This is a genomic window from Corynebacterium sp. HMSC076D02, from assembly GCF_001813815.1.
Classification (GTDB): Bacteria; Actinomycetota; Actinomycetes; order Mycobacteriales; family Mycobacteriaceae; genus Corynebacterium; species Corynebacterium simulans.
On record NZ_KV814043.1, the window covers coordinates 257,865 to 283,244 of the forward strand.

Here is a 25,380-nt window from a genome sequence, read left to right on the forward strand (position 1 = left end):
TTTACTCCCGGCGCGCCAAAAGTTCATACACCGTTTACCTTTGCTGTTCGCGCAGTTCAGACCCGCTAAAAATGCCCTCCGCGTAAAGAATCCATATAGGGGAAACAATCCGGTAACCATTCGTTTACCACGTGCGTCGAAACTTCTAAATCGTCTTATTCCTCCATGGCGCGAATTCATGCGCGCAGGGTATTTACTAAAGGAGTTTTGAACATGTCTCAGCCCCATTCGCTTCCCGGCCCTAACGCTGACTTTTGGGATTGGCAGCTGCAGGGTGCATGCCGAGGAGAGAGTTCGGACGTGTTTTATCACCCAGACGGCGAGCGTGGCCGCGCTCGCGCCCAGCGTGAGAACCGCGCTAAGGCAATTTGTCAGTCCTGCCCGGTCCTCGAGCTATGCCGCGAGCATGCGCTAAGTTCCGCGGAACCGTACGGCGTGTGGGGCGGCATGAGCGAATCCGAGCGCGTGGCTGCTTTGCGCACCCGCGCTACGGTCACTGTTTAGGGGTCACCGTTTAGGCCACATATTCAGCGAGGTAACGCCCAGTCACAGAGGAGGCGTTGCCGGCGAGTTCGCGAGGGCTGCATGCGGCAACCAACCCGCCACCTGCGGAGCCTGCCCCGGGGCCTAAATCAATGATGTGGTCCGCGTGTGCGACCACAGCTAGGTGATGTTCCACGCACACCACGGTGTTGCCTTCCTCGGCCAGGTGGTCGAGCAATTCGAGCAGCTTATCGACGTCCGCCAAGTGCAAGCCCGTCGATGGCTCATCCAACACCAAAACATCAGCCTGCGCCTTCTTATCCGCCATGTGGACGGCCAATTTCAGGCGCTGACGCTCACCGCCGGAAAGAGTGTTGAGTGGTTGGCCCAAGGTGATATATCCCAGCCCCACGGCGACCAGGATCTCACAGACCTTCTTCGCAGCGGCAACTTTATTTTCCGCGAAGTAAGCCGCAGCCTCAGCAGCTGGCGTTTCCAGTACGTCGGCGATGTTTTTGCCGCCTAGCTCGTAACGCAGCACGTCTTCGGAAAAGCGCCTGCCTTCACAGACCTCACACGGCACGTCAGCGCCGTCCATGAATCCGAATTCCACGTAGATGACTCCCGCACCATTGCAATTTGGGCACGCGCCTTCGGAGTTCGCAGAAAACAGGGCAGGCTTGACGACGTCGCTTTCAAAACTGTTCGCCTTCGCAAACGCCTTGCGGATGGAGTCCAACGCGCCGGTATACGTCGCGGGGTTGGAGCGACGCGAGCCTTTGATCGGGGTTTGGTCGACGAAGAAGATGCGTTCTTGGACTTCTTCTGGCAGGCACGCCAAAAGCGAGGACTTACCGGAACCGGCCACGCCGGTAATCGCGCTGAGCACCCCGAGCGGGATGTCTACGTCGATGCCGCGTAGGTTGTTGCGCTGGGCGTTATGGATTTCGATGGCGCCCGAAGGAGTGCGAGTTTCTTCCTTGAACTGGGCGCGGTCCGCTAGGTGGCGGCCGGTTAAGGTATCCGCCTCGCGCAGTTTATCGACGGAACCGGTAAAGACCACTTCCCCACCCTGGCTGCCAGCGCGGGGCCCTAAGTCGACGACGTAATCGGCAATAGCGATGGTCTCCGGTTTATGCTCCACCACGAGAACGGTGTTTCCCTTATCGCGCAGCTGCAGCAGGAGTTTATTCATCCGGGCGATATCATGCGGGTGCAGGCCGACGGTGGGCTCGTCGAAGACATAGGTGGCGTCGGTAAGCGCGGAGCCCAAGTGACGGACCATTCGGGTGCGCTGCGCCTCGCCGCCTGAGAGCGTGCCCGTGGCACGACTCAAGGTAAGGTAGCCCAAGCCGATTTCCACCGCATTAGCCACCGAGCGCCTAATCGAGGCCAGCAGCGGCGCGGCGGACGGGGCGTCGATGGCAGAAAGCCACTCGTCGAGCTCAGTAAGCTCCATGTCGGAGACGTCGGCGATGGACTTGCCCGCAATAAAAGATTCGCGGGCATGCTGCGCCAGACGTGTGCCGCCGCAGTCGGGACAATCCGCAAAGACCACTGCGCGTTCCACGAAGGCCTTCATATGTTTTTGGAGGCTATCTTTGTCCTTCGACAGCACGGAGGACTGCAAGCGCACGATAAGACCTTGGTAGCTCATGTTGATGCCGTTGATTTTGGTCTTGACGTCGCTCAGGTAATACAGCGCGTGTTTTTGCTCCTCTGTGAAATCCTCGACCGGCTTATCTGCCGGGTACAACCCTGACTCTGCGTAGGCCTTCCACAGCCAGGAGCCGACTTTCATGCCGGGGTACAAGATGGCGCCGTCGTTCAGGCTCAAGGACTCGTCCACGACTTCTTTCAGGTCGATTTGCGAGGCGCGGCCCGTGCCCTCGCAGGTCGGGCACATTCCACCGGTCCGCTCAAAACGGCGAACCTCTTTCACGCCATTGACCTCGATAGCGCCCTGCCCGCTGGCGGAAGGAACGTTGAAGGAATATGCCGCGGGTCCACCCACGCGCGGAGAGGCAATGCGCGAGAAAGCACGCGCAGAGCGCCGGTGATATCCGTTGCGGTACCGAAAGTGGAACGCGAGTTGGCTGCCATCCGCTCCTGCCCCACCACAATGGCGGCGGTAAGGCCGCTGAGCTCGTCGACGTCGGGATGGGCCTGGGATTGCATAAAGCCCTGCACGAAACCCGGGTAGGTCTCGTTGATAAGCCGCTGAGATTCTGCAGCGATGGTTCCGAATACGAGAGAGGACTTGCCAGAACCAGAGACACCGGTGAACACGGTGAGTTTCCGCTTAGGGATATCGACGCTTATCTCTTTGAGATTATTATCGCGCGCGCCGACAACGCGGATGAATTCTTGATTGTGCACCTAGCCATCCTAAGACGAAACCCCGGGCCTCCACGTGGGAGACCCGGGGTGATTCGCGGCTAAAAATTAGTGGTGATGGCCATGAGAAGCAGCGGGAGCTTCTTCCTCAGCTGGCTTTTCCACTACGGATGCCTCGGTGGTCAGAACCATGCGGGCAACGGAGGTGGCGTTAACCACTGCGGAGTGGGTGACCTTAACTGGGTCGATGATGCCCTGCTCCAGCAGGTTGCCGTACTCCAGGGTGGCGGCGTTGAAGCCGTGGCCGTTCTCGAGTGCGGAAACGTGGTCAACGATGACGGAGCCGTCCAGGCCAGCGTTCTGCGCGATCCAGTAAGCCGGGCGGGTCAGCGCGCGGGATACGGAGAGCACGCCGGTCTTGGCCTCGCCCTCGAACTCCTCGGCAAACTTTTCCAGTTCCTTGGAGATCTGCACGAGTGCGGAACCGCCGCCTGCGATGACGCCCTCATCGACGGCCGCGCGGGCAGCGTTGATGGCGTCCTCGACGCGCAGCTTGCGCTCGTTGACCTCGGTCTCGGTAGCAGCGCCGACGCGGATGACGGCAACGCCGCCGGACAGCTTCGCCAGACGCTCCTCGAGCTTCTCGCGATCCCAGGTGGAATCGGTGCGCTCGATTTCGCGGCGCAGCTGCTCGCGACGCTCCTCCACAGCGCTAGCTTCGCCAGCGCCGTCAACGATGACGGTGTCTTCCTTGGAAACCGTCACGCGGCGGGCAGAGCCCAGCACCTCGAGGCCAACCTCGTTCAAGTTGATGCCTACCTCAGGGTCCACAACGGTGGCGCCGGTGACAACAGCCAGGTCATCCATGAAGCCTTTGCGGCGCTCGCCGAAGTACGGGGCCTTCACGGCGGCAACCTTGAGCACCTTGCGGATGGAGTTAACAACGAGTGCCTGCAACGGCTCGCCTTCCACATCTTCCGCGATGATCAAGGTAGGACGCGACGACTCAGCAATCTTCTCCAGCAGCGGCAGGAAGTCCGGCAGAGAGGAGATCTTGTTGCGGACGAGGAGGATGGCTGCGTCGTCAAGCACTGCGTTGTAGGTCTCTTCTTCCGTAGCGAAATACGGAGAAAGGTAGCCCTTGTCGAAGGAAATGCCCTCGGTTACGTCCACGGAGGACTCGATGGACTGGGACTCCTCGACGGTTACAACGCCGTCTTTGCCCACCTTGTCCATGGCGCCGGCGACCATCTCGCCGACCTCTGGGTCGCGGGAGGAAACGGTTGCCACCTGCGCGATTTCCGACGCCGAGTTCACCGGCGTTGCGCGCTTCATCAGCTCTTCGACGGTCTTTTCCGCCGCCGCAGCGATACCGCGGTTCAGCTCAACTGGGTTGGCACCAGCGGCAACGTTGCGCAGGCCCTCGAAGATGAGCGCCTGGGCGAGCAAGGTTGCGGTGGTGGTGCCGTCACCGGCGATGTCGTTGGTCTTCACGGCCACGGACTTCACCAGCTGTGCACCGAGGTTCTCAAAAGGCTCCTCGATGTCGATGTCACGGGCGATGGTCACGCCGTCGTTGGTGACGGTGGGGCCGCCGAAGGCCTTGGACAGCACAACGTTGCGGCCGCGGGGGCCGAGGGTGACCTTGACTGCGTCAGCAAGCGTGTCAACGCCGCGCTGGATGCCCTCGCGAGCTTCCTGGTCAAATGCAATCAGCTTTGGCATGAAGGCCTACTTCTCGATGACTGCGAGCAGGTCACGTGCAGACAGCAGGAGGTACTCCTGGCCGTCGTACTTCAGCTCGGTGCCGCCGTACTTGGAGAAGATTACGGTGTCGCCCTCGTTGACTCCGACCGGAACGACCTCGCCCTTGTCATTGGTGCGGCCTGGGCCGACGGCGATGACGGTAGCCTCCTGCGGCTTTTCCTTAGCGGAGTCTGGGATAACCAGGCCGGAAGCGGTGGTGGTTTCTGCTTCTACGATCTGGACGAGAACCTTGTCCTCAAGTGGCTTGATGTTTGCCATGGTGATTCCTCCGAAATTTGAATCAGTTAGTTGTATGTGCCGGTTGTGGATGTCCAGCACAGCCGTCGTCGCGGGTGAACAACTGTGGGTCAAACAACCTTCCTAGCACTCTACCCTTGCGACTGCTAACCCTCAACAAACTCCGGAGGCGCGGCGAAGCCTATGAAACTTAGACGGACTTTTCAGAATTGATGACCGCCGCGCGCCAGAGGCCATACTCTTCTGGGTAGTCTTCGCGGTAATTGCTAACGGCACGGATACCGTGCTCGACTGCCTCGATGACCTCGTCGAAGTTCTCAGACTCACCGTCTGCTTCGACGAAGATGACCGGACCACTAATAGCGCGGATTGGGTCCTGCAGGAATGCCGAGTTACCGGTATCGGCAGCATTGCGCGCCAGGGAGGCAACCGGATTCGGCTCCGCGCCCTCAGCCTTGGCATTGGGGTTAAAAAGCGCGGCATAGGTGGAACCGTCGTCTTGGAACACGACGGCGACGCGGTCTTCGGTGGTGCCGCCCAGGAACTGGTTGGCGTGCTCAAGATCGAATTCGATCTTGCGGCGGGTCAAATCTGGATTAACGAGAAAACCGGTGGTCATGATGGGGTAAGGCTCCTTCAATAGCCAGTAGGGCAATATCGCTTCCGCACATTACCGTCGCTTTAACTACCCCGCATCCGGAGGAAGGAAAACTTTTGGTGAATGTTAGTTTGCGCTAACGAGCGGGACTTCAACCTCGAGCTGGGTATCGGTGCCGCAGGCCAGGCCGGAAGGTTCCGCGCCTTCATGAATGAGCTGCGCCGCTACGGCTGCAATCATCACGCCGTTGTCGGTGCACAGCTTAAAACGCGGCACCCGCAGCTCGATGCCCGCCGATTCGCAACGCTTGGCCGCCAGCTGCCGCAGGCGCGAATTCGCAGCCACGCCACCACCCAGCAGCAGCACCTTGGCGCCGGTGTCCTGGCAGGCCCGCACGGCCTTCGCGGTCAGCACATCCGCCACGGCCTCCTGGAAGGAAGCGCAAATATCCTCGATGGATACGACGCGTCCTTCCTTCTCCGCCTTTTCCACGTACCGCGCCACGGCGGTCTTCAAGCCGGAGAAAGAAAAGTCATGGCGATGCACGCCGCGCAGATCCTCCGCACGCGAAAGGCCCCGCGGAAAGTCGATGTTGGCCTCGCCTTGCGCAGCCAGCTTGTCGATGACCGGTCCTCCCGGATAGCCCAGCCCCAAAAGGCGGGAGACTTTGTCGTAGGCTTCGCCGGCGGCGTCGTCAAGCGTGCTGCCCAATTCCTTCATGGGCTTTCCCACCGCCTCAACCTCAAGCAGCTGGGTGTGGCCGCCGGAGACCAAAAGAGCCACTGCGTGCGGCAGCTGTTCACCTTCGAGGTTGGCCACGGCTACGTGCCCGCCCAAGTGATTGACGCCGTAGAAAGGCACGCCCCAGGCGGCCGCATAGGCCTTCGCCGCGGAAGCACCCACCAGCAAGGCACCCGCCAGGCCCGGCCCCACCGTCGCGGCAACGGCATCCGGCTTGGAAATCCCCGCCTCCTCCAGTGCTGCGCGCATCACCTGCGGCATAGCCTCCAGGTGGGCACGCGAGGCGATCTCCGGAACCACGCCGCCGAAGCGAGCGTGCTGCTGCATCGACGAGGCAACGCTGTCAGCCAGGATTTCCATATGGCCATCCGCGTCCAGCTCGATGATTCCTACACCGGTTTCGTCGCAGGAAGACTCGATTCCGAGGATTTTCACTTCGCGGTCCTTTCGCTTTTACGCGGGCGGAACATAGTGTGCGCGTCCGCGCCTGAAGGTTGATAGTAATTGCGGCGGATGCCGGTCTTAATAAAACCGTAGGCTTCGTACATGGAAATGGCGGGATCGTTGCCCACACGAACCTCGAGAAAAACCGGGGCGTCTTTCAGGTCAGCGATATAGACGATGTTATCCATCATCATCCTGCCCACCCCACGGCGCTGCATCGCGGGATCGACGCCGATGGTATGAATTTCGAATTCCGGGTCGGTAACAGGTCCCATCATGCCGATGCCGGCATAACCAACCAATACGTCCTCGTCTTCCACGCCTAGATAAAAGGTGTGACCGTGTGCGATTTCCTGCACGAAGGCCTCCGCCGGCCACGGCCCTTCCCCTGCAAAAAGCACTTTCTCCAGCTCCGCGCAGCGCTGCGCATCGACGGCGGTTAGTTCGCGCAGCTTCACAGACTTAGCCCGGAAATGTCGGGAAGGGCGGCTGAGCGCGGCTTTGGCTTCGGCGGCACGGCGTCTGGACGACGCAGGTACAGCGGGGTCAACGGAGCTGGCGTCGCGGAAAGGTCGGCGACGGCAACCAAACCGGCCGGGCGCGGATTCGCCGCCACGTGCGGCAGCGCCTGCAGGGCCTCGGGCAGCTTTTCAACCAGGTTACCTGGGATAACTACCGCTTCCACCTCCACGGCTATCTCGCCCGGCTTGACGACGCCCGGGCCTTCCACCCGCACGCCTTCTGCATAGGTCGCCCAGTAGATTTCCTTACGCCGTGCATCGGTTGCCACGAGGATGCGCCTATCCGCGCCGTGTTCGGCAGCGATGGCGTCGTGGGAGCAGACGCCGTGGACCGGGATACCGAGGGCGTCGCCAAGCGCGGATGCGGTGGCCATACCTACGCGCAAACCCGTAAACGGGCCCGGGCCACACCCCACGACAATTGCGTCCAAATCGGCAAAGCCCATTCCCTTTTCCTCCAGCAGGCGCTGGATGGTGGGAATCAACTGCTCGTTATGCGCGCGGGTATCGGTGATAATCCGCTCGCTGACCGCACCGGATTCGGTATCTACTACACCGGTAACCAGGTCAGTCGTTGCGGTATCAATGCTTAAAACCAGCATTAGGCGCCCAGCTTCCAGGTATCGCCTTCCTTGATAAATGGCAGCAGAGACTGGGTGGCAGCAGGCTGCAACGGCTGGCCCGTCGGGCACAGGGCGATCTTTTCGCGGTTGAGCTTCTCTGCGTAGAACTCATTGTTGCCGCCGATGGCAACGAAGTAGTTGGTGTCCGCGTCGACGTCTTCATCAATGCCCAAGGCTTGCGGGTCGATGCCGTACATCTTCTTGATCTCATCCAACTTGGTGCCAGCGCAGATGGTGGTCATGCCCTGCCAGTTACGGCCCAGAACCTCGCTCGGAGCGACGGCGCTGACAGTCAAGTTGGTCTTATCAAGGGAGTCGACAGCGCTTTCTAAGGTGCGCTCCACGGGTGGCTGCTCACGCATGCTCGACAGCGCAATCATCGCGCCCAGGGCGATGATGAACAATCCGATGAGGAATGTGGTGATGAATTGACCGACCTTGGTCATATTGAAAGCGCTCCTTGCACGTCATGTGGGGGTTAGTTGACCCCGCTTATCCTACAAGAAGGCAGTTAACCTACCCAGTTCCAGGTAAACACGCGAGTATCGTCTGCGGCCTCACGGTTGATGTTGATCAGCAAAAAGGCCTCCGCGAGCTGGTCCATGAAGCCGCCGCCCCACTCGGCGACGACGACGGCGTCGTCAAGCTCGGTGTCCAAATCCAGCGCGTCGAGCTCGCCTAGGGGATCGTCGGAGTGGTCCAGCAGGCGGTAAGCATCGACGTGGACGAGCGACGGGCCGCCGACGGTCGAGCGATGCTCGCGGGCGATGACGAAAGTCGGCGAGGTGACGCGGCCTTTGACCTGCATGCCTTCGGCAATGCCTTGGGTGAAGGTGGTCTTGCCTGCGCCTAGCGGGCCGTCGAGGATGACGAGGTCGCCAGCCTCAAGCGCCGCCCCCAGTTCCTTTCCCAGCTCGCGGGCGGCTTCGGCAGTAGCTACCTGCTTTTGGCCCTGCTGCGGAAACTGGCTACGCATGCCCGATTCCTCCCTCAAAGTGGCGGGCAGTGCGGCCAGTGGGACGGCAGATGATTTCGTAATTGATGGTTCCGGTGGCCTCCGCCAGATCCGTCGCGCTCAGGCCGCCTTCGCCGAAGATAATGGCTTCGTCGCCTTGCTCGACGCCGTACTCGTTCTCACCCAAGTCCACGACAATCTGGTCCATGCACACGCGGCCCACCTGTGGGTAAAGCTTGCCGCCGATGCCGACCTTAAGCCTGCCCTGAAAGTTGCGCGGCAAACCGTCGGCGTATCCGCACGGAATCGTGGCCAAAAATCCCGGCTTCTCGGCCTTCCACGTGAGGTTGTAGCAGGTGCCCTCGCCTGGCTGAATCGGCTTGACGTTGACGACGCTCGCCGCCCAAGTCATCGCCGGCTTCAAGCCGTGCTCGAGGCCGGGGATCGGCTCCAGGCCATAACAAGCCAAGCCCGGACGGACCATCTCGAAATGGGAGGAAGGTCGGTCCAAAACAGCCGGGGAATTGGCCAAGTGATTTACTGGGCATTCCAGGCCTGCAGCCCGGGCCAGCTCCAGCGCGCGGCGAAAATTAGCTTCCTGCTCGTCGTTGAAGGGATTATCTGGCTCATCCGCGCACGCAAAATGCGACATGAGGCCTAGAACCTCGACCTGCGGGGCGTCGCGAAGCAATGCGAAAGTAGCATCCCAGTTCGCTTCCTCCACGCCGGAGCGATGCAGACCGGTTTCAACCTTGATATAAACCTGCGCCGGAATCTCCGATTCCACCAAGCGGCGCGCGTGTACCAAGGAGGGCACTGCAATGTGGATGCGGCATGCCAAAGCCTCCGCGATTTCCTGCGTGGAGTCCCAAATCCACGCCGCAATCGGCTGATCGATTCCGCTGCGCCGCAGCTCAATGGCCTCTTCGAAAGTCGCCACACCGAAAGCATCCGCACCCGCACGCGCCATCACTGGCGCGACTTCTTTAACGCCGTGGCCATAGGCATCCGCCTTCACCACGCACATGAGCTGCGCGGGAGCCACCTTTTTCTTTAACAAAGAAACATTGTGGGCGATGGCGTCAAGGTCGATTCTGGTACGAAGCATGGGTCTATTGTGCCACTGCACTGGTGTGCAGGACTAACGCAGCAGCACGCGGCGCGGATTTCTCGTGCGGTTAAAACGCAAAATCCGGAAGCACCCACCATAAGGCGAGGGGTACTTCCGGATTTAAAGCGAGCTTTTACTCGACGGTGACGGACTTAGCCAAGTTACGCGGCTGGTCGACGTCGTAGCCCTTTGCGGTGGCAACGCCACAGGCGAAGATCTGCAGCGGAACCGTGGCCAACAGCGGCTGCATCAGCGTCGGGGACTGCGGAATGCGGATGACGTGGTTAGCATATGCCTCCACAGCATCGTCGCCTTCTTCAGCAATAACGATGGTGATTGCGCCACGGGCACGGATTTCCTGGATGTTGGATACGACCTTGGAGTGCAGGGAATCGCGGCCACGCGGGGAAGGAACGATGACGAAGACCGGCTGGCCCTCCTCAATGAGCGCGATTGGGCCATGCTTGAGCTCGCCGGCAGCGAAGCCCTCGGCGTGCAGATATGCGATCTCCTTCAGCTTCAGCGCGCCCTCAAGCGCAACTGGGAAGCCAACGTGGCGGCCCAAGAAGAGAACGGACTCGGCGTTTTGCATGGAGTTAGCAAGATCGGTGACCTGCTTCTCGTTGTCGATGACTGCTTGGACCTTCTCCGGCATATCGCGCAGCTCCTGCAGAACCGCGTTTACTTCGTCGGCGAACATGTTGCCGCGCAGCTGCGCCAGGTACAGGCCGAGGAGGTAGGTCGCGGTGATCTGCGCCAAGAAGGCCTTGGTGGAAGCAACGGCGATCTCCGGGCCGGCGTGGGTGTACAGCGCAGCGTCGGCCTCGCGAGGGATGGAAGAGCCCTGGGTGTTGCAGATAGCGATCACCTTGGCACCCTGCTGACGGGCGTGGCGCACCGCCATCAAGGTATCCATGGTCTCGCCGGACTGGGACAAAGCGACGACCAAGGTCTTCTCGTTGACGATCGGATCGCGGTAGCGGAACTCGTGCGCCAGCTCGACCTCGGTTGGGATACGGCACCAGTGCTCGATTGCGTAACGCGCAACGTGGCCTGCATAAGCAGCGGTACCGCAGGCGATGACGATGATCTTATCGATGGACTTCAAAACCGTCTCATCGATGTGAACCTCGTCCAGGGTCAGCTTGCCTTGGCCGTCAAAGCGGCCGAGCAGGGTGTCACGTACAGCAGCTGGCTGGTCGTGGATCTCCTTTTCCATGAAGGAGTTGAAGCCACCCTTTTCTGCGGCAGCTGCGTCCCACATGATTTCGAATGGCTTGCCCTGTGCAGCGTTGCCTTCGTAGTCAGTGATGGAAACTTCGTCAGCAGTGATGGTAACGACCTGGTCATTTTCCATCTCGACGGCGGACTTGGTGTAGTCGATGAAGCCGGAGACGTCGGAGCCCAGGAAGTTCTCGCCCTCACCCAGGCCAATGACCAGCGGGGAATCGCGGCGGGCGGCAACAATGCGGTCAGCCTGCTCGGAGTGGATTGCCAGAAGGGTAAAAGCACCTTCCAGGCGCTTGCCGGTCAGCTGCATCGCCTTGGTGAGGTCACCTGCAGCTTCATTGTGGAAAATATCGCCCAGCAGGGTGGCAGCAACTTCGGTGTCGGTCTCGGAAACGAAGTTATAGCCCTTGGAGGTCAGCTCGGCCTTCAGCTCAGCAAAGTTCTCGATGATGCCGTTGTGAACAACTGCCAGCTTGCCGCCGTCAACTACATGCGGGTGGGCGTTCAGATCGGTTGGGCCGCCGTGAGTTGCCCAACGGGTATGTCCGATGCCCAGGACAGAGTCCTGCAAAGGGCGGGAAGCGATCTCTGCTTCGAGGGCAGCAACCTTGCCGGCCTTTTTGCGCCAGTTAATTTCGCCATCGACGTACATTGCGACGCCGGCAGAGTCATAGCCTCGGTACTCAAGACGGCGAAGGCCTTCCAGCACAACGTCCAGGGCATAGTATTCACGGCCACTGGATGCGTGACCTACGTATCCAACAATTCCACACATAAGCCTCGATCCTACCTCATAGGAATTGGAACCTCTTCACTGCAAAGTTAAAGCTTTTCTTTCGCCGCCAACCGCGAAAGAAAACCCTCATTCTGAGCCATCAATATGGCTTATCCCCCGCCACCGTGCTTTCTTCCTCTATTCTGGAATACGTGTCTGCGAATCTAAAGAAGCATCTAGGAACTCTGTCCAAGCGCGGCCCCCACCGCGTCCTCGTCGGCGATCTTTCTTATGCCGGCATCAACGGCAAGGTTTATACCCCAGCTGAGGGCAAGGGCCTGCCAGCTGTGGCCTTCGCCCACGATTGGACGAAGAAGGTTAAGAATTACCACGCTACCCTGCGCCATTTGGCTAGCTGGGGCATCGTGGTGGTTGCCCCTGATACGGAGACGGGTATTAACCCGAGCCACCGCAATCTCGCTGCGGACGTCGAATCTGCACTGCAAATTGCAGCTGGCGTCAAGCTGGGCACGGGCAACATCGCGGTATCGCCTTCCAAGCTCGGCATCGTCGGCCACGGCATGGGCGGCGGCATCGCCGCGCTGGCAGCGGTTGATAACCCAAAGGTTCGCGCCGTAGCGGCGCTGTACCCGGCAGATACTGCGCCTTCGTCTTATGCAGCGGCTAAGTCCATCACGGCTCCGGGCCTGATTATCGGTTCCGAGCGCGAGGATCTTTTCCGCGCTGGCAACCCTGCGCAGTTGGCTGACAACTGGGGCAGCGAGGTGGCTTACCGCGAGCTGGCCAAGGGCACCCAGGCTGGTTTCACTGAGGATCGCCTCTTCAAACTGGCCGTCGGTTCCGGTGCGTTCCAGTCAGGCCCGACTGAAACCGCACGCGCTTTGGTCACCGGCTTCCTGCTGTCGACGCTTGCAGGTGAGTCCAAGTACGACGGTTTCGCCGAAGCTGATGCAAGCGCTAAGGGCGTGAAGAGTATTTTTGGTGAAGAACTGCGCAAGAAGGCCGGTATTCACCGCTAATATTCGCAGTCACTGCACCGCCTAGCCAGTCCGCACAACGCGGGCTGGCTTTTTATTTACCGCTATTGGTTGCGCCGCAGCACAGATTTGATTTGCCCGCTTCCGCGGCGCTTGCCGTGGGTTAGGAAGGCGGAGTGCTGGCGCGACTCGCTTGCCGACGCCGCCTGCCGCGTGTTCATCTTCGCCCTCGCCGTTGCTTTTTCAGCGGACTTTTCGAGTTGGTCTTGGGCTTGAGCCATTGCCTTTTCGAATTCGAGGAGGCGGGCGGCAGTCCGCTCCCTAAAGCCACGCGCAAATTCCGCGAATTCATCATTTACTGCTGCCATTACCACTGCCCTGCCTTCCGTGCGTGAACTGTTTTATCTTCTGGTGCTGGTGCTGGATCCGGCGCCGGTGGTGCTGGCGGCGGTGCTGGTGCTGGTTCAGGTGCTGGAGCCGGCTCTGACGGTGGCGGCGGCGCTGGTGCGCCCGCTGCCTGCATGTGCGCAACCTTCTCCGGCGGCGGTGTAGGCTCTTCTACTTCCGCAAGCTCTGGCGGAGGTGGAATGACGCCATCCTGCGGCGGCTCAGGCGCCGGTGGTTCTGGCGCTGGCGGCGGACATGGTTCCGGCGCTGGCGGTTCAGGTGCCGGCGGTTCAGGCGCTGGCGGCGGTTCCGGGCATGGTTCTTCAGGAATCGGCATATTCTCAAGGCACTCAGCTGCAGCGGCAGCCAGCAATCCCACGCCGATGATGGCAATGCCGACGCCCAATGCGCCGAGGCAACCACAGCACGACTGCTCCGGTGGACATTGTTGGGCTACCCGTGTGGTTTCCTGCTCACACTCGACTATCTCTTGCTCACACTCAGCTGTCTCCTGCTTAGTTTCGGCGTCATGCTGTACTTCGGTGTCCTGCTGGACTGTAACCTGCCGCGGCTGTTCCTCCGGACACGGCGTCTGTGCAGGTTGGATTGGCTCGAGCGCCACCGGCGCCTGCGCTGGCTGCGTACAAGGCTGCTCAACAGGAGCTGCAGGAGGCGGGCAAACCGGCGACTGCGGCGGCGGTGTCGCAACCGGTGGCGCTACAGATGGAACTGTAGGCGGCGCAGTAGGCGGCACGGGAGACGGTGCAGGATTCGGTGCAGGATTCGGTGGAGCTGGTGGTGCACCAGCGGGAGTGGTGCAGGTAGGCGGTGTCTTCGCAGGTGGCGCTGGAGCATTGCACACTTCGGCCGGCGGTGTTTGGGCAGGCTGCGTAGTATCGGCAGGCGGCTGGCCGGTGACGGTGGGCGGGGCGGATGGACACGGGGCGTCGGCAAGCGGGGGTGTACAACCTCTCGCAGGCTCAGGCGGAGTCTCAGGAAGCTCCCGTTCACATACCTTGGAGCAGCACTCCTCGAACTTGTCGTAGCACTGCTCGATTGCGGAATCCCGGTCGCGACAGGTGGTCATCACCATGTCATTGGTTTGCTCGATGACGTTGGCGCCGATAGACGAAATAATCGGGACGATGAAGCGGCCGAGTGGGTGCTTGGAGGCGATCATCGTCAAGATGTTGAGCAACGGCACCACCGCGGAAAACAGCTCCGTCAAAGAAGTATCCGAAACACCGACGATGTCCTCGATGGCATTGGAACACTGCTGCGCCTTACCGGTTAGCTCATCGGCCTCGTCGCGCTCTTGCTCAAAGTCCTTCTGTACTCCGCCGAGGTGATCCATCAGGGCATTTCCCGCGATGCTCAGCACCGTTCCCACTAGGAAGCCTTTCAGCCCACCGCCACCGCGGGCAGGCCGGCGTCCGCCCATCGCGGCGGAAGTACCGCGCACCAGTTCCTGTGGCTTGATTCCATCGACGGAACCAATCATGCCGCCCAGCAAATCTAGTGGCGTGCTGGGGCCTGCATAGCTGCCCTGGCTGGCGGCCTGAAACTGGGAGACGGCCTGCGAATAATCCCCTAACAAAGACTTCGTGGTGCTCATCGGACCCCACCGCCAAAGGATGGCTCCACGTGGGTAAGGCTTGCCGCGTTGGCCTCGTCCAAGGCAGAGAATTCCTTAATCTGGGCGCGGGCAGCCTCCGCGGTGGCGGTGATGTTATCCAAGCGCCAGACGCCGCGCGAGTGCAGCCTTTCCAACATGGCCTGGATGCGCGCGCCTTGCCCGGCAAAGTCGCGGCCTGCCGCCGCCGGGGAAAAGGCGGGAACATCTGCCACGTGGGCGCTGCGCTGGGCTTGGTTTTCCTCAATCACGCGGTTTAAGCGCTGGGCTATATCTTGCTCGTCGAAAAATACGTCAGTCACTGTGGGCACTCCTTGGCCTGCCAAGATTCTTTCTTGCCCTTATTGGACTGTCCACAACCGCCTTCGGTTCCCCACTAATTGCAAAAGCCAGCCCGCCACGGCAAATTCACCGCACGGACTGGCTTTTAAATTATGCGCAAGGGCTGCTTATACAGCTGCAACGACAGCTGCAAGGCGTCCTGCTACCTTGCGTGCCTGCTCCTCTTCAGCGGCTTCGACCATCACGCGGAAAAGCTCCTCCGTGCCGGAAGGACGCAGCAGAACGCGGCCGGTGCTGCCGAGCTCAGACTCGGCCTCAGCGATTGCGTCCTGAACTTCCGGAGAAGCCATGATGCTGGACTTATCGGAAACCGGGACGTTGATAAGCACCTGCGGCAACACGGTCATCACGGACGCCAGTTCTTTGAGAGACTTACCGGACTTAGCCATGCGAGCCATGATGGACAAGCCGGTCAGCGTGCCGTCACCAGTGGTGCAGTCATCCGGCAGCACCAGGTGACCAGACTGCTCGCCACCCAGCGAGTAGTCGCCGCGGTTGAGCTCTTCCAAGACGTAGCGGTCACCGACGGCGGTCTCCTTGACCTCAATGCCCTGTTCCTGCATGGCAAGCTTCAGTCCGAGGTTGGACATCACCGTTGCAACGAGAGTGTTGAAACGCAAGTCATTTTCTTCCTTCATGCCCACTGCCAGAAGGGCCATGATTTGGTCACCGTCGACGACGTTTCCCTCGGCGTCGACAGCCAGGCAGCGGTCAGCGTCGCCGTCGTGTGCCAGGCCGAGGTCAGCGCCGTGCTCGACGACGGCCGCCTGGGCCTTCTCGATGTGGGTAGAACCGCAATCCTCGTTGATGTTGAAGGCGTTCGGCTTATTGTGGATGGCAATGACCTCAGCACCCGCGTCCGCGTACGCCTTCGGTGCGACCTTGGAGGCGGCACCGTTTGCGGCATCCACAACGACCTTGATGCCGCTGAGGTCGGTAGTAACGACCTCCGCTAGGTGCTTCAGGTAGCGCTCGCGGCCGTCTGGTGCCTCTGAGATGATGCGCCCCAGCTTGGTGCCCGTTGGACCATGTTCGGTCAGCGTCTCCATGGCGGCCTGGATCTGATCCTCGACGTCGTCAGGCAGCTTCTTGCCGCCCGCGGAGAAGAACTTAATTCCATTGTCCGGCATCGGGTTATGGGATGCGGAAATCATCACGCCCAGGTCTGCCCCATAATCATCGGTCAGGAAGGCAATAGCTGGGGTGGGTAAAACTCCCACCCGCACGACGTCGACGCCACGGGAGGCCAGGCCGGAAGCAATAGCAGCATCCAGCATTTCGCCAGAGACGCGGGGATCGCGGCCGATGATGGCCAGGGGCCGCCGCTCGTAGGACTCGCGGTTGGCGGTAAGCACTTCCGCCGCTGCTTGTCCCAGCTGCAGAGCCAAGATTGGGGTGAGCTTCGAGTTCGCAAGACCGCGAACACCGTCGGTTCCAAAAAGTCGAGTCATGGATCCAATTATGCACGTTGGCCCCACCACCACGCAGCATGAGGTAAGCCTTGCGGAGTGCGAAAACGGCAAAAGCCGCTGCCTCCCAAAAGGAAGCAACGGCTTGAGCTGTACGTAAGCGAAAAATTAACGCTTGGAGTACTGCGGGGCACGACGTGCCTTGTGCAGACCAGCCTTCTTACGCTCGACGGCACGTGCGTCACGGGTGAGCAGGCCAGCCTTCTTGAGGGCAGCGCGGTCAGCCGGGTTGTAGACGTTGAGTGCACGAGCGATAGCCAGACGCAGAGCGCCTGCCTGGCCGGTCGGGCCGCCACCTGCAACGGTGACCTTGATATCGAACTGGCCTTCGCGCTCAAGCAGGGTCAGCGGCAGGAGGATGTCCTGCTGGTGCAGCTTGTTCGGGAAGTAGTTCTCGAAGGAACGACCGTTAACGGTGATTTCGCCGGAACCAGCAACGAGGCGAACACGAGCGACGGCGCGCTTACGGCGACCGACGGTCTGGATCGGGCCCTCGTGGATCGGAGCAGCGGCCTCAGCCTCTGCCTCGGTGGAAGTAGCGATGGAATCACCGATGGTGTTGGTGAACTCCTCGGTCGCAACGGATGCTGCAGCGATGTCGGCAGCGTCGGCTACGTTGTTGTCAGCGTTTGCGATGTTCTGCTCGGTCATTACTGTGCCACCTGCTTAAACTCGAAGGTCTCCGGCTTTTGACCGGCGTAAGGGTGCTCCTCACCAACGAAGACGTGCAGCTTCTTGATGGAGGCGTCGGAAAGCTTGTTGTGCGGCATCATGCCCTTAACAGCTTCTTCGATAACGCGAACCGGGTTGGTGTCCAGGGACTGACCAAGAGTCATGGACTTCAGGCCGCCCGGGTAACCGGAGTGACGGTAGCGCATCTCGCGCTCGCGCTTATTGGAGGAAACGTGGATCTTGTCCGCGTTCAGGATGATGATGTGGTCGCCGCAATCAACGTTCGGTGCGAACTGTGGCTTGTGCTTACCGCGCAGCATGTCTGCAACGGTGGAAGCAAGCTTGCCCAGTACCACATCGGTAGCGTCGATGACGTACCACTTGCGGGTGATGTCACCGCTCTTCGGGTGGAAAGTAGACAAAATGACTCCTTGAAAGTCTGTCTGAGGACTGCCGGCCAACGCTATGAATGTCCAAACGCTTTGCTACAGCGGCCGGTGGGGACCTGCAGAAAACGCGCGCTATAAACAGCGCGAACACATAGGGCTATAACCCTACTCGGGCGCAGCTTAAAACCCAAAACGCCGCTAAAACGCCAAAAGTCCCCTGCCCCACTAAAGGCTGTTGCCAAAAGTAGTGCAAGGAACTTTTCCACAACACGCAGCTGGTTGCGTTCGCCTCCTGAAACCCCTGCTCTAACGGTGAAATTCTGGGCCCGGCTGCGCGCTTGTGCGCGTGAAAGCTTTTACCCCCAGCTTGCAGCTGCGCGGCGGTTGACGTCGCTCATTGCGTCGTTGCCCTGCGAGACGGTCTTCGAGATGGTGGCCAGCACGGTGTTGAGCTCCGCCGCTGCCTTATCCCACTTAGCCTGTGCTTCGTTATATGCAGCAGCCGACTCGCCTTCCCACGTAGCAACCATCGGCTGCAGGGTGGATTTCAGGTCACCGAGCAGACCGTTGATGCGGCCGGAGGTGGAGTTGATATCAGCGGCAGCGCCGGCGATGGCACCAAATTCGTACTTGATGGCAGACATGCTTTCTTCCTTTTCTTCTTGTCCAGTATTTGCCAATGATGTGTGCTTAAAGCGCGAGGCCCGCGCCGCCGACGTTGCTGAATGCCTGTGCGTTGGTGGCCTCGACGTCATCGAAGTGACGTGCGTTGTCACGGATATTGTCAGAAATCGAGGTCAGTGCCTCGCGCAGCTGCTGCGCCGAGGTGTTGTAGCGCTGCATCAGGTTGTCGAAGGAGACCTGTGCACGGCCGTCCCAGTTAGCTCGTACAGAATCCACTACGCCCTGGAGACGAGTCAGTTCCCCCTGCACTTCATCGTTGGTGGTGTCCACGCGGCCAGCGGTGGCCACCATTACATCGGCTTCAGTCTTGAACAGCTGAGTCATTTCTTGCCCCTCCCTTTGGGCTCAAGTGGTGTGTATTTCCCCCGAAAAAGCCGAGTGCGGCTTTCTCATCTTTATTGGACTGTCCTTTTCCGCAAGCGGTTCCCACAGCGCCAAATTTTTTAGATCTTTTTGACCAGCGATTCCACGGCCATGCGGCAGGCAGCCTTTTGCACCACGTTGGCCTCGTACCTTGTATGACAACCCACGGATAGCTGATGGTCCTTGTCAGCCCACGTCATCCACGCGATCTTGGAACCATCTCCGGGGTCTTCTGTGTAAGAAAGCCGGCCTGCTTCTTCGTGAGCCTCGCCTAGGGCGGGATCGGCCTCGATTTCGGCATGGAGTTCCTTCAAGAGCATGTCGGCTGGCACTGCATAGAGTGGATCGGCTGCAAGCAGAATTCGCAGGTTGGGGTCTTCGCCAGTTGCCGTGACGAGCCCGTCTTTGACCTCCGTTTGAAATCCAAGGGGCAAGACCACGTGCATGCCCTCAACATCGAGTTCTTTTTGGCCCGGCGCGAGTTCCGGCTGTGCCCCATCTTCCGTGTTAGCGCTCGTGTCTTCTTTTGCAGGAGCGCTTGGCGAAGCCTCCTCTTCCGAAGGCACCACCTCCGCCGCTGGCGCAGTCTCGGTACTTCGCCCCACTGCCCACCATGAAAGGACAGCGACAATGAGCACGATTGCCGCTATGGAGGCGTAGAAGGGATCGAACCAGCCCGGCAGCGCCACCTTGCTTACAATGCCGTCCTTTTTAACGCGTAGTTTTTCTGGCTTAAGGCTGGTGTTATCACCGGATTCTTCGCCGTTATTTGTTCGCAACATTTGTGCCGGTTGTCCGGCTGAAGATTCAGCGTTTTCTACCGCTTCATTTTCTAGTGGCCCACTCTCTAGCGGGCTGGGTTGCGAGGCAGGCCTTGCAAAGTCTTCTTCCTCACTGGGAGCTACGGATACGCCGGTCACAGCGAGCTGGCGACGCAGAATTTCCGCCGCTTCGAAAGATACGGCGGTACCGGAAATATCAACGATCACCTCGGCGTTAACCTGCGGCCATTGCGGACCGCAGATTTTCACGCATTGTTCCACGACGGCGTTTAACGCCCAGCCTTCGACGATGCCCGTGCCTGGCAGGTCATAACGGTAGACAGTTTCAGGACCTTCAAAGATGGTGGCAGCATCCAAAATGGTAACGACGAGAGTTTCGGTTTCTGTCCAACCAGTAGCGGGATTGTCGCCGGTCAAGATGGAATTCATGAGTCATTCTCCTGGTTTGGTTCGGTGTAGAGAGATTGGGCAATGCCGATAAGCGCCCCGCGGACGGACCATTGGCCCCGGCCAGCTGGTTGGACCGCTGGCTTAAGTCCGAAAATGGTGCCCTCCTCGCGATCGGAATCGAGAAGGAATACCGCCGGCTGCAGGTCACGTACTGCAGAGAGGAATTGGCTAAACAAGGCGCGCGAGATTCCGCCAGACTTGCGGCTGATGATGAGGTGGAGGCCAATGTCCCGGGCATGCGGAAGCAGCTCAAGGAGAGGCGCCAAAGTGATCTCGCTTATGAGATCAAGGTCCTCAATGACTAGATAGATCTCCGGCCCCTCCCACCACGAGCGGGCCGCCAACTCGGACGGGGTCACTTCCGCGCTCGGCATTCGGGCTTCCAGGGTGCGTACGGTATCGCTGATGACTTGTTGGCAGGCGGCGGTGTTTGCCGCGTAGGCCGCGACCATCTCAGGGTTGAACTCCCCCAGGTGTGCGCGGCGCTGGTCCAAAACAACCAAGCGGGCTTCCTCACGCGGGAATGCCTCGATTCCACGAACCAGGGTGCGCAGGAAGGTAGATTTTCCAGAGCCTTGAGAGCCCACGCAGACAACATGCGCAGTCGTGTCTGGGTTCCAATAGAGCGGCTCGAGATCCGGTCCACCAATTCCCCATGGGATACCAGCTTCTGCATCTTGAGCGGGTACCTCATCAAGCCTATCCGGCAGCATCTTCAGAGCCGGGGCTGGAAGTGAGTCCGCATGCAGGCGCCCGACGTGAGCGATGTCCTGATTGGCAGTTACCGCAATGAGCATGTTCTCGCCTTCCCCAGTAAGGCCCCGACCCGGTGCGCTCGGCAGTTTTTGTTGGGCTTTTCGGTCGATGAGCGAGTCCATCGCCTCGCCGAGGCGCAGCTCCAATCGTTGAGAAATAAGGTCACGCACGTTTGGCCGCAGGCTGGTCCAACGGTTCGTGCTTACCGCCACATGGATATTGGCTGAGGCACCATCGGCAACGATGCCGGTAATAGCTTCAGATAAATCCTCGTATTCCGCACCAGCCGTACCAATGTGGTGCCAGCCGTCGATGACCAGAAAAGTATGGGTCTCACTTGGACACCGAATATGCCCTGCTACTTCATCCACGATGCGGCGGACCTTTTCGGGTTCTGCACGTCCAGCCACACCGGCGACATGCGGGAGACGCTCCAACGGAGCCAAGTCCCCGCCTCCTAAATCGATGACGTAGAAACGCACCTGCGCAGGCAGGTTCAGCACCGCCAAGGTGCTCACTAGACTGCGCAACGCCATGGATTTACCCGATTGCGGCCCGCCGCAAATGGCTAGATGGCCGCCTTTTTCTGCGAGGTTTACGAGGAGGCGATCTTGGCGCTGGTGATATGGCCTATCGATGATGCCGAGCGCCGCTTCCAGGTTCGGCGGCCCTGCTTGTTCTGCCAATTGCTCGCGGGTATTACCCACCACCTTGGAAAGCTCCACTACATCAGGCAGCGGCGGCAACCAGATACGATGTGCTTTCTGCTGACGGCGTTGTGCCTCACTTGCGGCGGCGGAGACCACGGCGTCGAGAAGCGTTTGTGTATCGTCCACCACCGTCTGCGTATCTGGTTGTGCAGGCTTTGCATCCTCATCCGTATTTTCGGACCAGCCATTGAAAAGGCTGACTCGCCCGCGCGCGACATGCGCAGCTACCTCGCCTTCCTCGGAGGAACCGACAGCCACGGGAATTTGGCGTTCAACCGGACCCGATACATACGTGGCCTGGAAGCTTACTGGGGCATCGGCATCCGTCTTGAGATAGCCCGCGCCCGGCTGGGCTGGCAGATGATAAGCATCCGTGACACCAAGTACCTGACGGGATTCGGCTGCGGAAAACGTTTTCAAACCGATGCGATAAGAAAGGTGCGAATCCAGCCCGCGCAATCGGCCTTCTTCCAGGCGCTGCGATGCCAAAAGCAGGTGCACATGCAAAGACCTGCCCAACCTGCCCACCGCGACGAAAAGCTCCGCGAAATCAGGATGCTGCCCCAATAACTCCGAGAACTCGTCGACCACGATGACTAGCGCCGGCAACGGACCGAATTTTCCAACCGCAGACGCCGAAGCATTGAAGGCATCGACGTTGGCGAAGTTACCCGCCGCACGCAGCAGCTCCTGGCGGCGATTCATCTCGCCGGAGATAGCATCGTGCATGCGCTCTACTAGCGTGGATTCATCCTCCAGGTTGGTAATCACCGCCGAGGTGTGCGGTAGCGAATCACAGCCCAAAAAGGTGGCGCCACCCTTGAAATCCACGAGCACCAGGTTCAACTCGGCCGGCGTATGTGTGGCCGCCAAAGACGTCACGAGTGTTCGAAGGAGCTCGCTCTTACCAGAACCTGGGTTATAGGTACGATACAGTAACCCCGTCTACGGGCAGTGGACGAAATACTGCGCGTGGTAGACATACTGATTGATGTGGGGGCTTAGGGGCTTACTTTTAACCCTGCGCTAGAAAATAGGAAAATTTAAAATATTTTATGTACCGAAGTTTCTAAATTTTCCTGATTTGGTATGTAGAGCCGTAACCCAAGCCCTCAAAGCCCCTCCCCGATACACTCGAGGCTTCCGACATTGACAGGTGCAGCGTGCTACCAAGATTGATATTGTGATCCGATCCCCACACACAAACAACTTGACACGCTTTTTCAATCGCATCAATCTTAGCCTTATCAGCCGGATTTCGTCGTGCCACAGTAGTCATTCTACTGTCCATCTCCTCATGCAGGTTAGGCGCCCACACACAAACCATCAGACACTCTCTCCGCGAAACTTCCACAACCCAAAAGGAAAACCCCCAGGGAGCAACCCTGGGGGTTAGTCAGGCGCTGCAATCACCTAACTAAAGACTCTCTGTTCAGTGGGTTCACATTGAAATGTGGTGGTGATAACCCATCATCACAGTTTCCTTGAACAACACACATACACCATTGTTTTGTTCGTCCCCATTATGTGTCAAGGACGGACCACTCTGCAACTGCATTAGCACGACGCAACCACCCTAATCGTGTTTTTCATCGGGGTTCCTGCTCTGCAGGTGATGAAGGCCCCGCGGAACATGGGAGAGTTCACTAAAAATAAAACCACTTGGAAAACGACATGACTAAGGAACGGCAATGGCTGGCATTGTGCATGAAGCCCAGGACACGCACCTGTGCGCGTTGTTTATTGGGGCGCACGGGGATACTGGAGACTACGAGTACGCACTAGACGCCGCCAACAGTGCAGCCAAACACCTGCAAGCAATACTGGCGGAACTTCCTTCAACTTCCCCACTGGCCCGCGACGCCGGCATACTCGCCAAGTTTGTGCGCGCGACACAGAGGAATCTGACCCAACAGTGTCCTGCAGATAACCCGGACGAACTTCTAGGCTTAGCCACCAGTCTCAAAGAACGGCTGGAAGACTCTCAATAAAAGGAAACTCCCCCAGTGCTTCTCGTCGTTGGAAGCACTGGAGTTCAAATTGTGGAGGCACCTTTAAATTCTAAAGGGTAGAAGGAATTTCAATATAGTTTAATTAACTATATTGAAATATAAGTTTAACTAAAATTTAAACATGAAAGATATTTATTTATTCTCATATGATGTATGCTGCATGTTAACGTCGGAAAGTTATTGAAATTGCCCTTTCTATTTCTGACAATTCTGTAGATTTATGATCTAAAAAGGGTATTTTCCGGCGATTTCCAATAGTTACTTCACGTCAACGAGCCAGGAGAAGGTATCATGTTGAAATCTGCTTCCAAGATTATGTCTTTCTTTGCAGCCGGCACCATTTTGATTGGGTCTGCTTCTACTGCTACCGCTGTCGATATGCCACATAAGGAAGCTAATGCTTCAAACAGTACTTGTGCAGCGTCGAATGGCCCATCCAACACGAAGGATACAACCCAGTCTCCAGACAAAGCGGAACTTCTAAAAGACGCTAAGGAAAATGTCAGTAAGGGAAAAATCCATGCTCATGGTGACGCCGATCGCCTAGATCTCGACAATACAAAGGTTACGACGGTAAAGAGTGATGACGGAGAAAGCTTTGATCTCGTTACTGTACCTTATTCGAACGAGGGAGAATATAATTACCTCAGTAACATAACCGTTGCCTACAAGACGGAAGATCATTCGTCTCCAATTGGCCAATCGGAGACGCTTTATACAAAAGGCTCTGACAACAAGTTTAACGTCCAAGTATTCAAGGATGATCAGCTTGTTAAAGACGAAGGCCTTGACATTGACTACGTTGACGGAGCCACCCTTCAGGCTAACCAAAATGTCCCAAAGGCCGATCCTGACACCCCTGAGCTACAGGGCTGGGGAGAGAAGACCGCGTGCATTGGTGCCATTCTTGGTGTTAATGGAGTGGTTGCTGGACTGATCGGTTCGACTTGTGCAACAGCCTGTGGTGTAGAGCCTATCGGCGCGGCGGTATGTGCAGCCTGCATTGGAGCGCTTGCCACCATCGGCACCGGCGATATCGCCGGTGTCATCGAATGCTTTAAGCTTTAGTTGAGGGGTGCGGAATGAAAGCTGCAATTCTTTTCTTCGGTGCTTTTTCTGCAGCGCTGGTCGTTGTCCTGCTGCCAAGGTGCTTTGACGATCCTAGTACCTTAGAGATTGGCGCCATAGCATTTTTCTCTTTGCTGTCCGTCGGCTTTTTGATGTTGGCGAGAGCTATGAGTGCTGAGCGCTCTGGCAGGAAATGACTGGCTCCCTGCGCCACATAATGCAGCTAGCTTTTCTCTCACCGCTGTTACCTGTTCTTTTGGTGTTTGGCTCCCTTTTTATAGGGATGAAGTTTGAAAGTACTCTGTTGATGGATAGCGGTCGAGAGGGACTTCCTGCTGAAATGATTTCTCTAAAATCTTCGAGCAAAGTTGTGCAACAAGACGACCGGGTTGGACAACTTTGGATAAAAGAATCGGAGAAAACAATGAAAAAGCGATGCACGGTCAATCACCTGAGAAATGGTTTTTGGATAACCGCACGTCACTGTGTCCAAGGACTCAATGGTCAGAGTGCTTCGGGATTCATTAGGCAATATGACGGTCAAAGCGCGAAGGTGGAAGACGTATATACTAAGGGAGAAACAGAAGATGTTGCATTGATTAAAGTTTCTGACGGAATTAATGCTGATTCTTTTGAGCTACCCACAAAGTCCTTAACCTTTAATGATGAAGCTAGTTTGATTGGGTATGGGGGATACCATGATTTCCCCTCCACAGCTGAGGTTCGTGTAGTTGCGTACTATGATAAGTACTCATTTGAAGCAAGCAGCTTTTCCAACATTCTCCAGAGCGTTGCTACTACCGACGCCTGGTCGTGCTCTGGAGACTCCGGCGGTGCAATATACTCCGGAAACACTATTTATGCTGTCCATACAGCAGGAGGAGCGAATCCCACTTGCCAAGA

Annotated in this window: 25 protein-coding genes and 2 pseudogenes; 6 read left to right on the forward strand and 21 right to left on the reverse strand. The window is 58.4% G+C overall.

The window, feature by feature from the left end; translation table 11 throughout:
• Positions 1-213 precede the first annotated feature (213 nt).
• A complete protein-coding gene (locus tag HMPREF2935_RS03460; protein WP_070732003.1) occupies positions 214-504 on the forward strand; it encodes a WhiB family transcriptional regulator in 291 nt (96 codons plus the stop codon).
• Between the two features lie 10 nt (positions 505-514).
• Here the strand turns inward: HMPREF2935_RS03460 and HMPREF2935_RS03465 are convergent.
• From HMPREF2935_RS03465 to glmS, 11 genes and pseudogenes are all read right to left on the reverse strand, one after another.
• Positions 515-2,862: pseudogene (locus tag HMPREF2935_RS03465) on the reverse strand (ATP-binding cassette domain-containing protein).
• A gap of 66 nt (positions 2,863-2,928) precedes the next feature.
• Positions 2,929-4,545: a chaperonin GroEL gene (gene groL, locus HMPREF2935_RS03470; protein ID WP_062042194.1), complete on the reverse strand. Its 1,617-nt coding sequence runs from the start codon at positions 4,543-4,545 to the stop codon at positions 2,929-2,931.
• A 6-nt stretch (positions 4,546-4,551) separates the two neighbouring features.
• Positions 4,552-4,851, reverse strand: a complete 300-nt coding sequence (groES, locus tag HMPREF2935_RS03475) for a co-chaperone GroES (protein ID WP_269465448.1) — start codon at positions 4,849-4,851, stop codon at positions 4,552-4,554.
• 163 nt (positions 4,852-5,014) lie between these two features.
• Positions 5,015-5,443: a hypothetical protein gene (locus HMPREF2935_RS03480; RefSeq protein ID WP_062042197.1), complete on the reverse strand. Its 429-nt coding sequence runs from the start codon at positions 5,441-5,443 to the stop codon at positions 5,015-5,017.
• Between the two features lie 105 nt (positions 5,444-5,548).
• Positions 5,549-6,598, reverse strand: coding sequence for a tRNA (adenosine(37)-N6)-threonylcarbamoyltransferase complex transferase subunit TsaD (tsaD, locus tag HMPREF2935_RS03485; protein WP_062042200.1), 1,050 nt, complete (start codon positions 6,596-6,598; stop codon positions 5,549-5,551).
• The gene (rimI, locus tag HMPREF2935_RS03490; RefSeq protein WP_061920604.1) at positions 6,595-7,065 is read right to left on the reverse strand and encodes a ribosomal protein S18-alanine N-acetyltransferase; all 471 of its coding nucleotides are present in this window, start codon (positions 7,063-7,065) and stop codon (positions 6,595-6,597) included. The genes tsaD and rimI overlap by 4 nt, the downstream gene beginning before the upstream one ends.
• The gene (tsaB, locus tag HMPREF2935_RS03495) at positions 7,062-7,730 is read right to left on the reverse strand and encodes a tRNA (adenosine(37)-N6)-threonylcarbamoyltransferase complex dimerization subunit type 1 TsaB (RefSeq protein ID WP_062042203.1); all 669 of its coding nucleotides are present in this window, start codon (positions 7,728-7,730) and stop codon (positions 7,062-7,064) included. The genes rimI and tsaB overlap by 4 nt, the downstream gene beginning before the upstream one ends.
• Complete coding sequence (locus HMPREF2935_RS03500; protein ID WP_070732005.1) at positions 7,730-8,197, reverse strand: hypothetical protein; 468 nt, start codon at positions 8,195-8,197, stop codon at positions 7,730-7,732. The genes tsaB and HMPREF2935_RS03500 overlap by 1 nt, the downstream gene beginning before the upstream one ends.
• 65 nt (positions 8,198-8,262) lie before the next feature.
• Positions 8,263-8,727: a tRNA (adenosine(37)-N6)-threonylcarbamoyltransferase complex ATPase subunit type 1 TsaE gene (gene tsaE, locus HMPREF2935_RS03505; protein ID WP_061920598.1), complete on the reverse strand. Its 465-nt coding sequence runs from the start codon at positions 8,725-8,727 to the stop codon at positions 8,263-8,265.
• Positions 8,720-9,814 carry an alanine racemase gene (gene alr / locus HMPREF2935_RS03510; protein ID WP_061920597.1) on the reverse strand — a complete coding sequence of 365 codons (1,095 nt, stop codon included), beginning with the start codon at positions 9,812-9,814 and terminating at the stop codon, positions 8,720-8,722. Before alr ends, tsaE begins: the two co-directional genes overlap by 8 nt.
• A 136-nt stretch (positions 9,815-9,950) precedes the next feature.
• Entirely contained in the window at positions 9,951-11,822 is a 1,872-nt protein-coding gene (glmS, locus tag HMPREF2935_RS03515; protein ID WP_070732007.1) for a glutamine--fructose-6-phosphate transaminase (isomerizing), read from the reverse strand.
• Between the two features lie 152 nt (positions 11,823-11,974).
• On the opposite strand from glmS, the gene HMPREF2935_RS03520 reads away from it, so the two are divergent.
• Complete coding sequence (locus tag HMPREF2935_RS03520) at positions 11,975-12,802, forward strand: dienelactone hydrolase family protein (protein ID WP_070732150.1); 828 nt, start codon at positions 11,975-11,977, stop codon at positions 12,800-12,802.
• A gap of 62 nt (positions 12,803-12,864) precedes the next feature.
• Here HMPREF2935_RS03520 and HMPREF2935_RS03525 read toward each other — a convergent pair whose 3' ends face one another.
• The 10 genes and pseudogenes from HMPREF2935_RS03525 to eccCb all read right to left on the reverse strand — a co-directional run.
• Complete coding sequence (locus HMPREF2935_RS03525) at positions 12,865-13,128, reverse strand: hypothetical protein (RefSeq protein WP_062035835.1); 264 nt, start codon at positions 13,126-13,128, stop codon at positions 12,865-12,867.
• Positions 13,128-14,762: a hypothetical protein gene (locus HMPREF2935_RS03530; RefSeq protein ID WP_070732009.1), complete on the reverse strand. Its 1,635-nt coding sequence runs from the start codon at positions 14,760-14,762 to the stop codon at positions 13,128-13,130. The genes HMPREF2935_RS03525 and HMPREF2935_RS03530 overlap by 1 nt, the downstream gene beginning before the upstream one ends.
• Positions 14,759-15,082, reverse strand: coding sequence for a hypothetical protein (locus tag HMPREF2935_RS03535; protein ID WP_062035840.1), 324 nt, complete (start codon positions 15,080-15,082; stop codon positions 14,759-14,761). The genes HMPREF2935_RS03530 and HMPREF2935_RS03535 overlap by 4 nt, the downstream gene beginning before the upstream one ends.
• A 147-nt stretch (positions 15,083-15,229) precedes the next feature.
• Positions 15,230-16,573 carry a phosphoglucosamine mutase gene (gene glmM / locus HMPREF2935_RS03540; protein ID WP_062042219.1) on the reverse strand — a complete coding sequence of 448 codons (1,344 nt, stop codon included), beginning with the start codon at positions 16,571-16,573 and terminating at the stop codon, positions 15,230-15,232.
• A gap of 126 nt (positions 16,574-16,699) precedes the next feature.
• Positions 16,700-17,242 carry a 30S ribosomal protein S9 gene (gene rpsI, locus HMPREF2935_RS03545; protein ID WP_070732012.1) on the reverse strand — a complete coding sequence of 181 codons (543 nt, stop codon included), beginning with the start codon at positions 17,240-17,242 and terminating at the stop codon, positions 16,700-16,702.
• Complete coding sequence (gene rplM, locus HMPREF2935_RS03550) at positions 17,242-17,685, reverse strand: 50S ribosomal protein L13 (protein WP_034656527.1); 444 nt, start codon at positions 17,683-17,685, stop codon at positions 17,242-17,244. Before rplM ends, rpsI begins: the two co-directional genes overlap by 1 nt.
• A 323-nt stretch (positions 17,686-18,008) precedes the next feature.
• Positions 18,009-18,296 (reverse strand): WXG100 family type VII secretion target, encoded by a 288-nt coding sequence (locus HMPREF2935_RS03555; protein ID WP_061920583.1) that lies wholly within the window; start codon positions 18,294-18,296, stop codon positions 18,009-18,011.
• A 46-nt stretch (positions 18,297-18,342) separates the two neighbouring features.
• Positions 18,343-18,660: a WXG100 family type VII secretion target gene (locus HMPREF2935_RS03560; RefSeq protein WP_061920581.1), complete on the reverse strand. Its 318-nt coding sequence runs from the start codon at positions 18,658-18,660 to the stop codon at positions 18,343-18,345.
• Positions 18,661-18,779: 119 nt separating this feature from the next.
• Positions 18,780-19,910 carry a type VII secretion-associated protein gene (locus HMPREF2935_RS03565; RefSeq protein ID WP_070732015.1) on the reverse strand — a complete coding sequence of 377 codons (1,131 nt, stop codon included), beginning with the start codon at positions 19,908-19,910 and terminating at the stop codon, positions 18,780-18,782.
• Positions 19,907-22,312: pseudogene (gene eccCb, locus HMPREF2935_RS03570) on the reverse strand (type VII secretion protein EccCb); the annotation flags it as partial. The gene HMPREF2935_RS03565 and the pseudogene eccCb, both read right to left, overlap by 4 nt.
• 776 nt (positions 22,313-23,088) lie before the next feature.
• On the opposite strand from eccCb, the gene HMPREF2935_RS03575 reads away from it, so the two are divergent.
• From HMPREF2935_RS03575 to HMPREF2935_RS03590, 4 genes are all read left to right on the forward strand, one after another.
• Entirely contained in the window at positions 23,089-23,388 is a 300-nt protein-coding gene (locus tag HMPREF2935_RS03575) for a hypothetical protein (RefSeq protein WP_246817774.1), read from the forward strand.
• Between the two features lie 312 nt (positions 23,389-23,700).
• Entirely contained in the window at positions 23,701-24,477 is a 777-nt protein-coding gene (locus HMPREF2935_RS03580; RefSeq protein WP_070732016.1) for a hypothetical protein, read from the forward strand.
• Positions 24,478-24,491: 14 nt separating this feature from the next.
• Positions 24,492-24,674, forward strand: a complete 183-nt coding sequence (locus HMPREF2935_RS03585) for a hypothetical protein (RefSeq protein ID WP_070432357.1) — start codon at positions 24,492-24,494, stop codon at positions 24,672-24,674.
• On the forward strand, positions 24,671-25,380 hold a 710-nt coding region (locus HMPREF2935_RS03590; RefSeq protein ID WP_141756013.1), incomplete at its 3' end, for a trypsin-like serine protease. The genes HMPREF2935_RS03585 and HMPREF2935_RS03590, both read left to right, overlap by 4 nt.

Excerpts from the sequence above, each read along its gene's own strand:
- HMPREF2935_RS03530 (WP_070732009.1), bottom strand. The coding sequence starts at position 14,762 with ATGAGCACCACGAAGTCTTTGTTAGGGGATTATTCGCAGGCCGTCTCC.
- alr (WP_061920597.1), bottom strand. The coding sequence starts at position 9,814 with ATGCTTCGTACCAGAATCGACCTTGACGCCATCGCCCACAATGTTTCT.
- glmS (WP_070732007.1), bottom strand. The coding sequence starts at position 11,822 with ATGTGTGGAATTGTTGGATACGTAGGTCACGCATCCAGTGGCCGTGAA.
- tsaE (WP_061920598.1), bottom strand. The coding sequence starts at position 8,727 with ATGCGTAGCCAGTTTCCGCAGCAGGGCCAAAAGCAGGTAGCTACTGCC.
- glmM (WP_062042219.1), bottom strand. The coding sequence starts at position 16,573 with ATGACTCGACTTTTTGGAACCGACGGTGTTCGCGGTCTTGCGAACTCG.
- HMPREF2935_RS03480 (WP_062042197.1), bottom strand. The coding sequence starts at position 5,443 with ATGACCACCGGTTTTCTCGTTAATCCAGATTTGACCCGCCGCAAGATC.
- HMPREF2935_RS03580 (WP_070732016.1), top strand. The coding sequence starts at position 23,701 with ATGTTGAAATCTGCTTCCAAGATTATGTCTTTCTTTGCAGCCGGCACC.
- tsaB (WP_062042203.1), bottom strand. The coding sequence starts at position 7,730 with ATGCTGGTTTTAAGCATTGATACCGCAACGACTGACCTGGTTACCGGT.
- HMPREF2935_RS03555 (WP_061920583.1), bottom strand. The coding sequence starts at position 18,296 with ATGTCTGCCATCAAGTACGAATTTGGTGCCATCGCCGGCGCTGCCGCT.
- HMPREF2935_RS03565 (WP_070732015.1), bottom strand. The coding sequence starts at position 19,910 with ATGAATTCCATCTTGACCGGCGACAATCCCGCTACTGGTTGGACAGAA.
- rpsI (WP_070732012.1), bottom strand. The coding sequence starts at position 17,242 with ATGACCGAGCAGAACATCGCAAACGCTGACAACAACGTAGCCGACGCT.
- HMPREF2935_RS03460 (WP_070732003.1), top strand. The coding sequence starts at position 214 with ATGTCTCAGCCCCATTCGCTTCCCGGCCCTAACGCTGACTTTTGGGAT.
- groL (WP_062042194.1), bottom strand. The coding sequence starts at position 4,545 with ATGCCAAAGCTGATTGCATTTGACCAGGAAGCTCGCGAGGGCATCCAG.
- HMPREF2935_RS03525 (WP_062035835.1), bottom strand. The coding sequence starts at position 13,128 with ATGGCAGCAGTAAATGATGAATTCGCGGAATTTGCGCGTGGCTTTAGG.
- HMPREF2935_RS03585 (WP_070432357.1), top strand. The coding sequence starts at position 24,492 with ATGAAAGCTGCAATTCTTTTCTTCGGTGCTTTTTCTGCAGCGCTGGTC.
- HMPREF2935_RS03500 (WP_070732005.1), bottom strand. The coding sequence starts at position 8,197 with ATGACCAAGGTCGGTCAATTCATCACCACATTCCTCATCGGATTGTTC.
- HMPREF2935_RS03575 (WP_246817774.1), top strand. The coding sequence starts at position 23,089 with ATGGCTGGCATTGTGCATGAAGCCCAGGACACGCACCTGTGCGCGTTG.
- HMPREF2935_RS03560 (WP_061920581.1), bottom strand. The coding sequence starts at position 18,660 with ATGACTCAGCTGTTCAAGACTGAAGCCGATGTAATGGTGGCCACCGCT.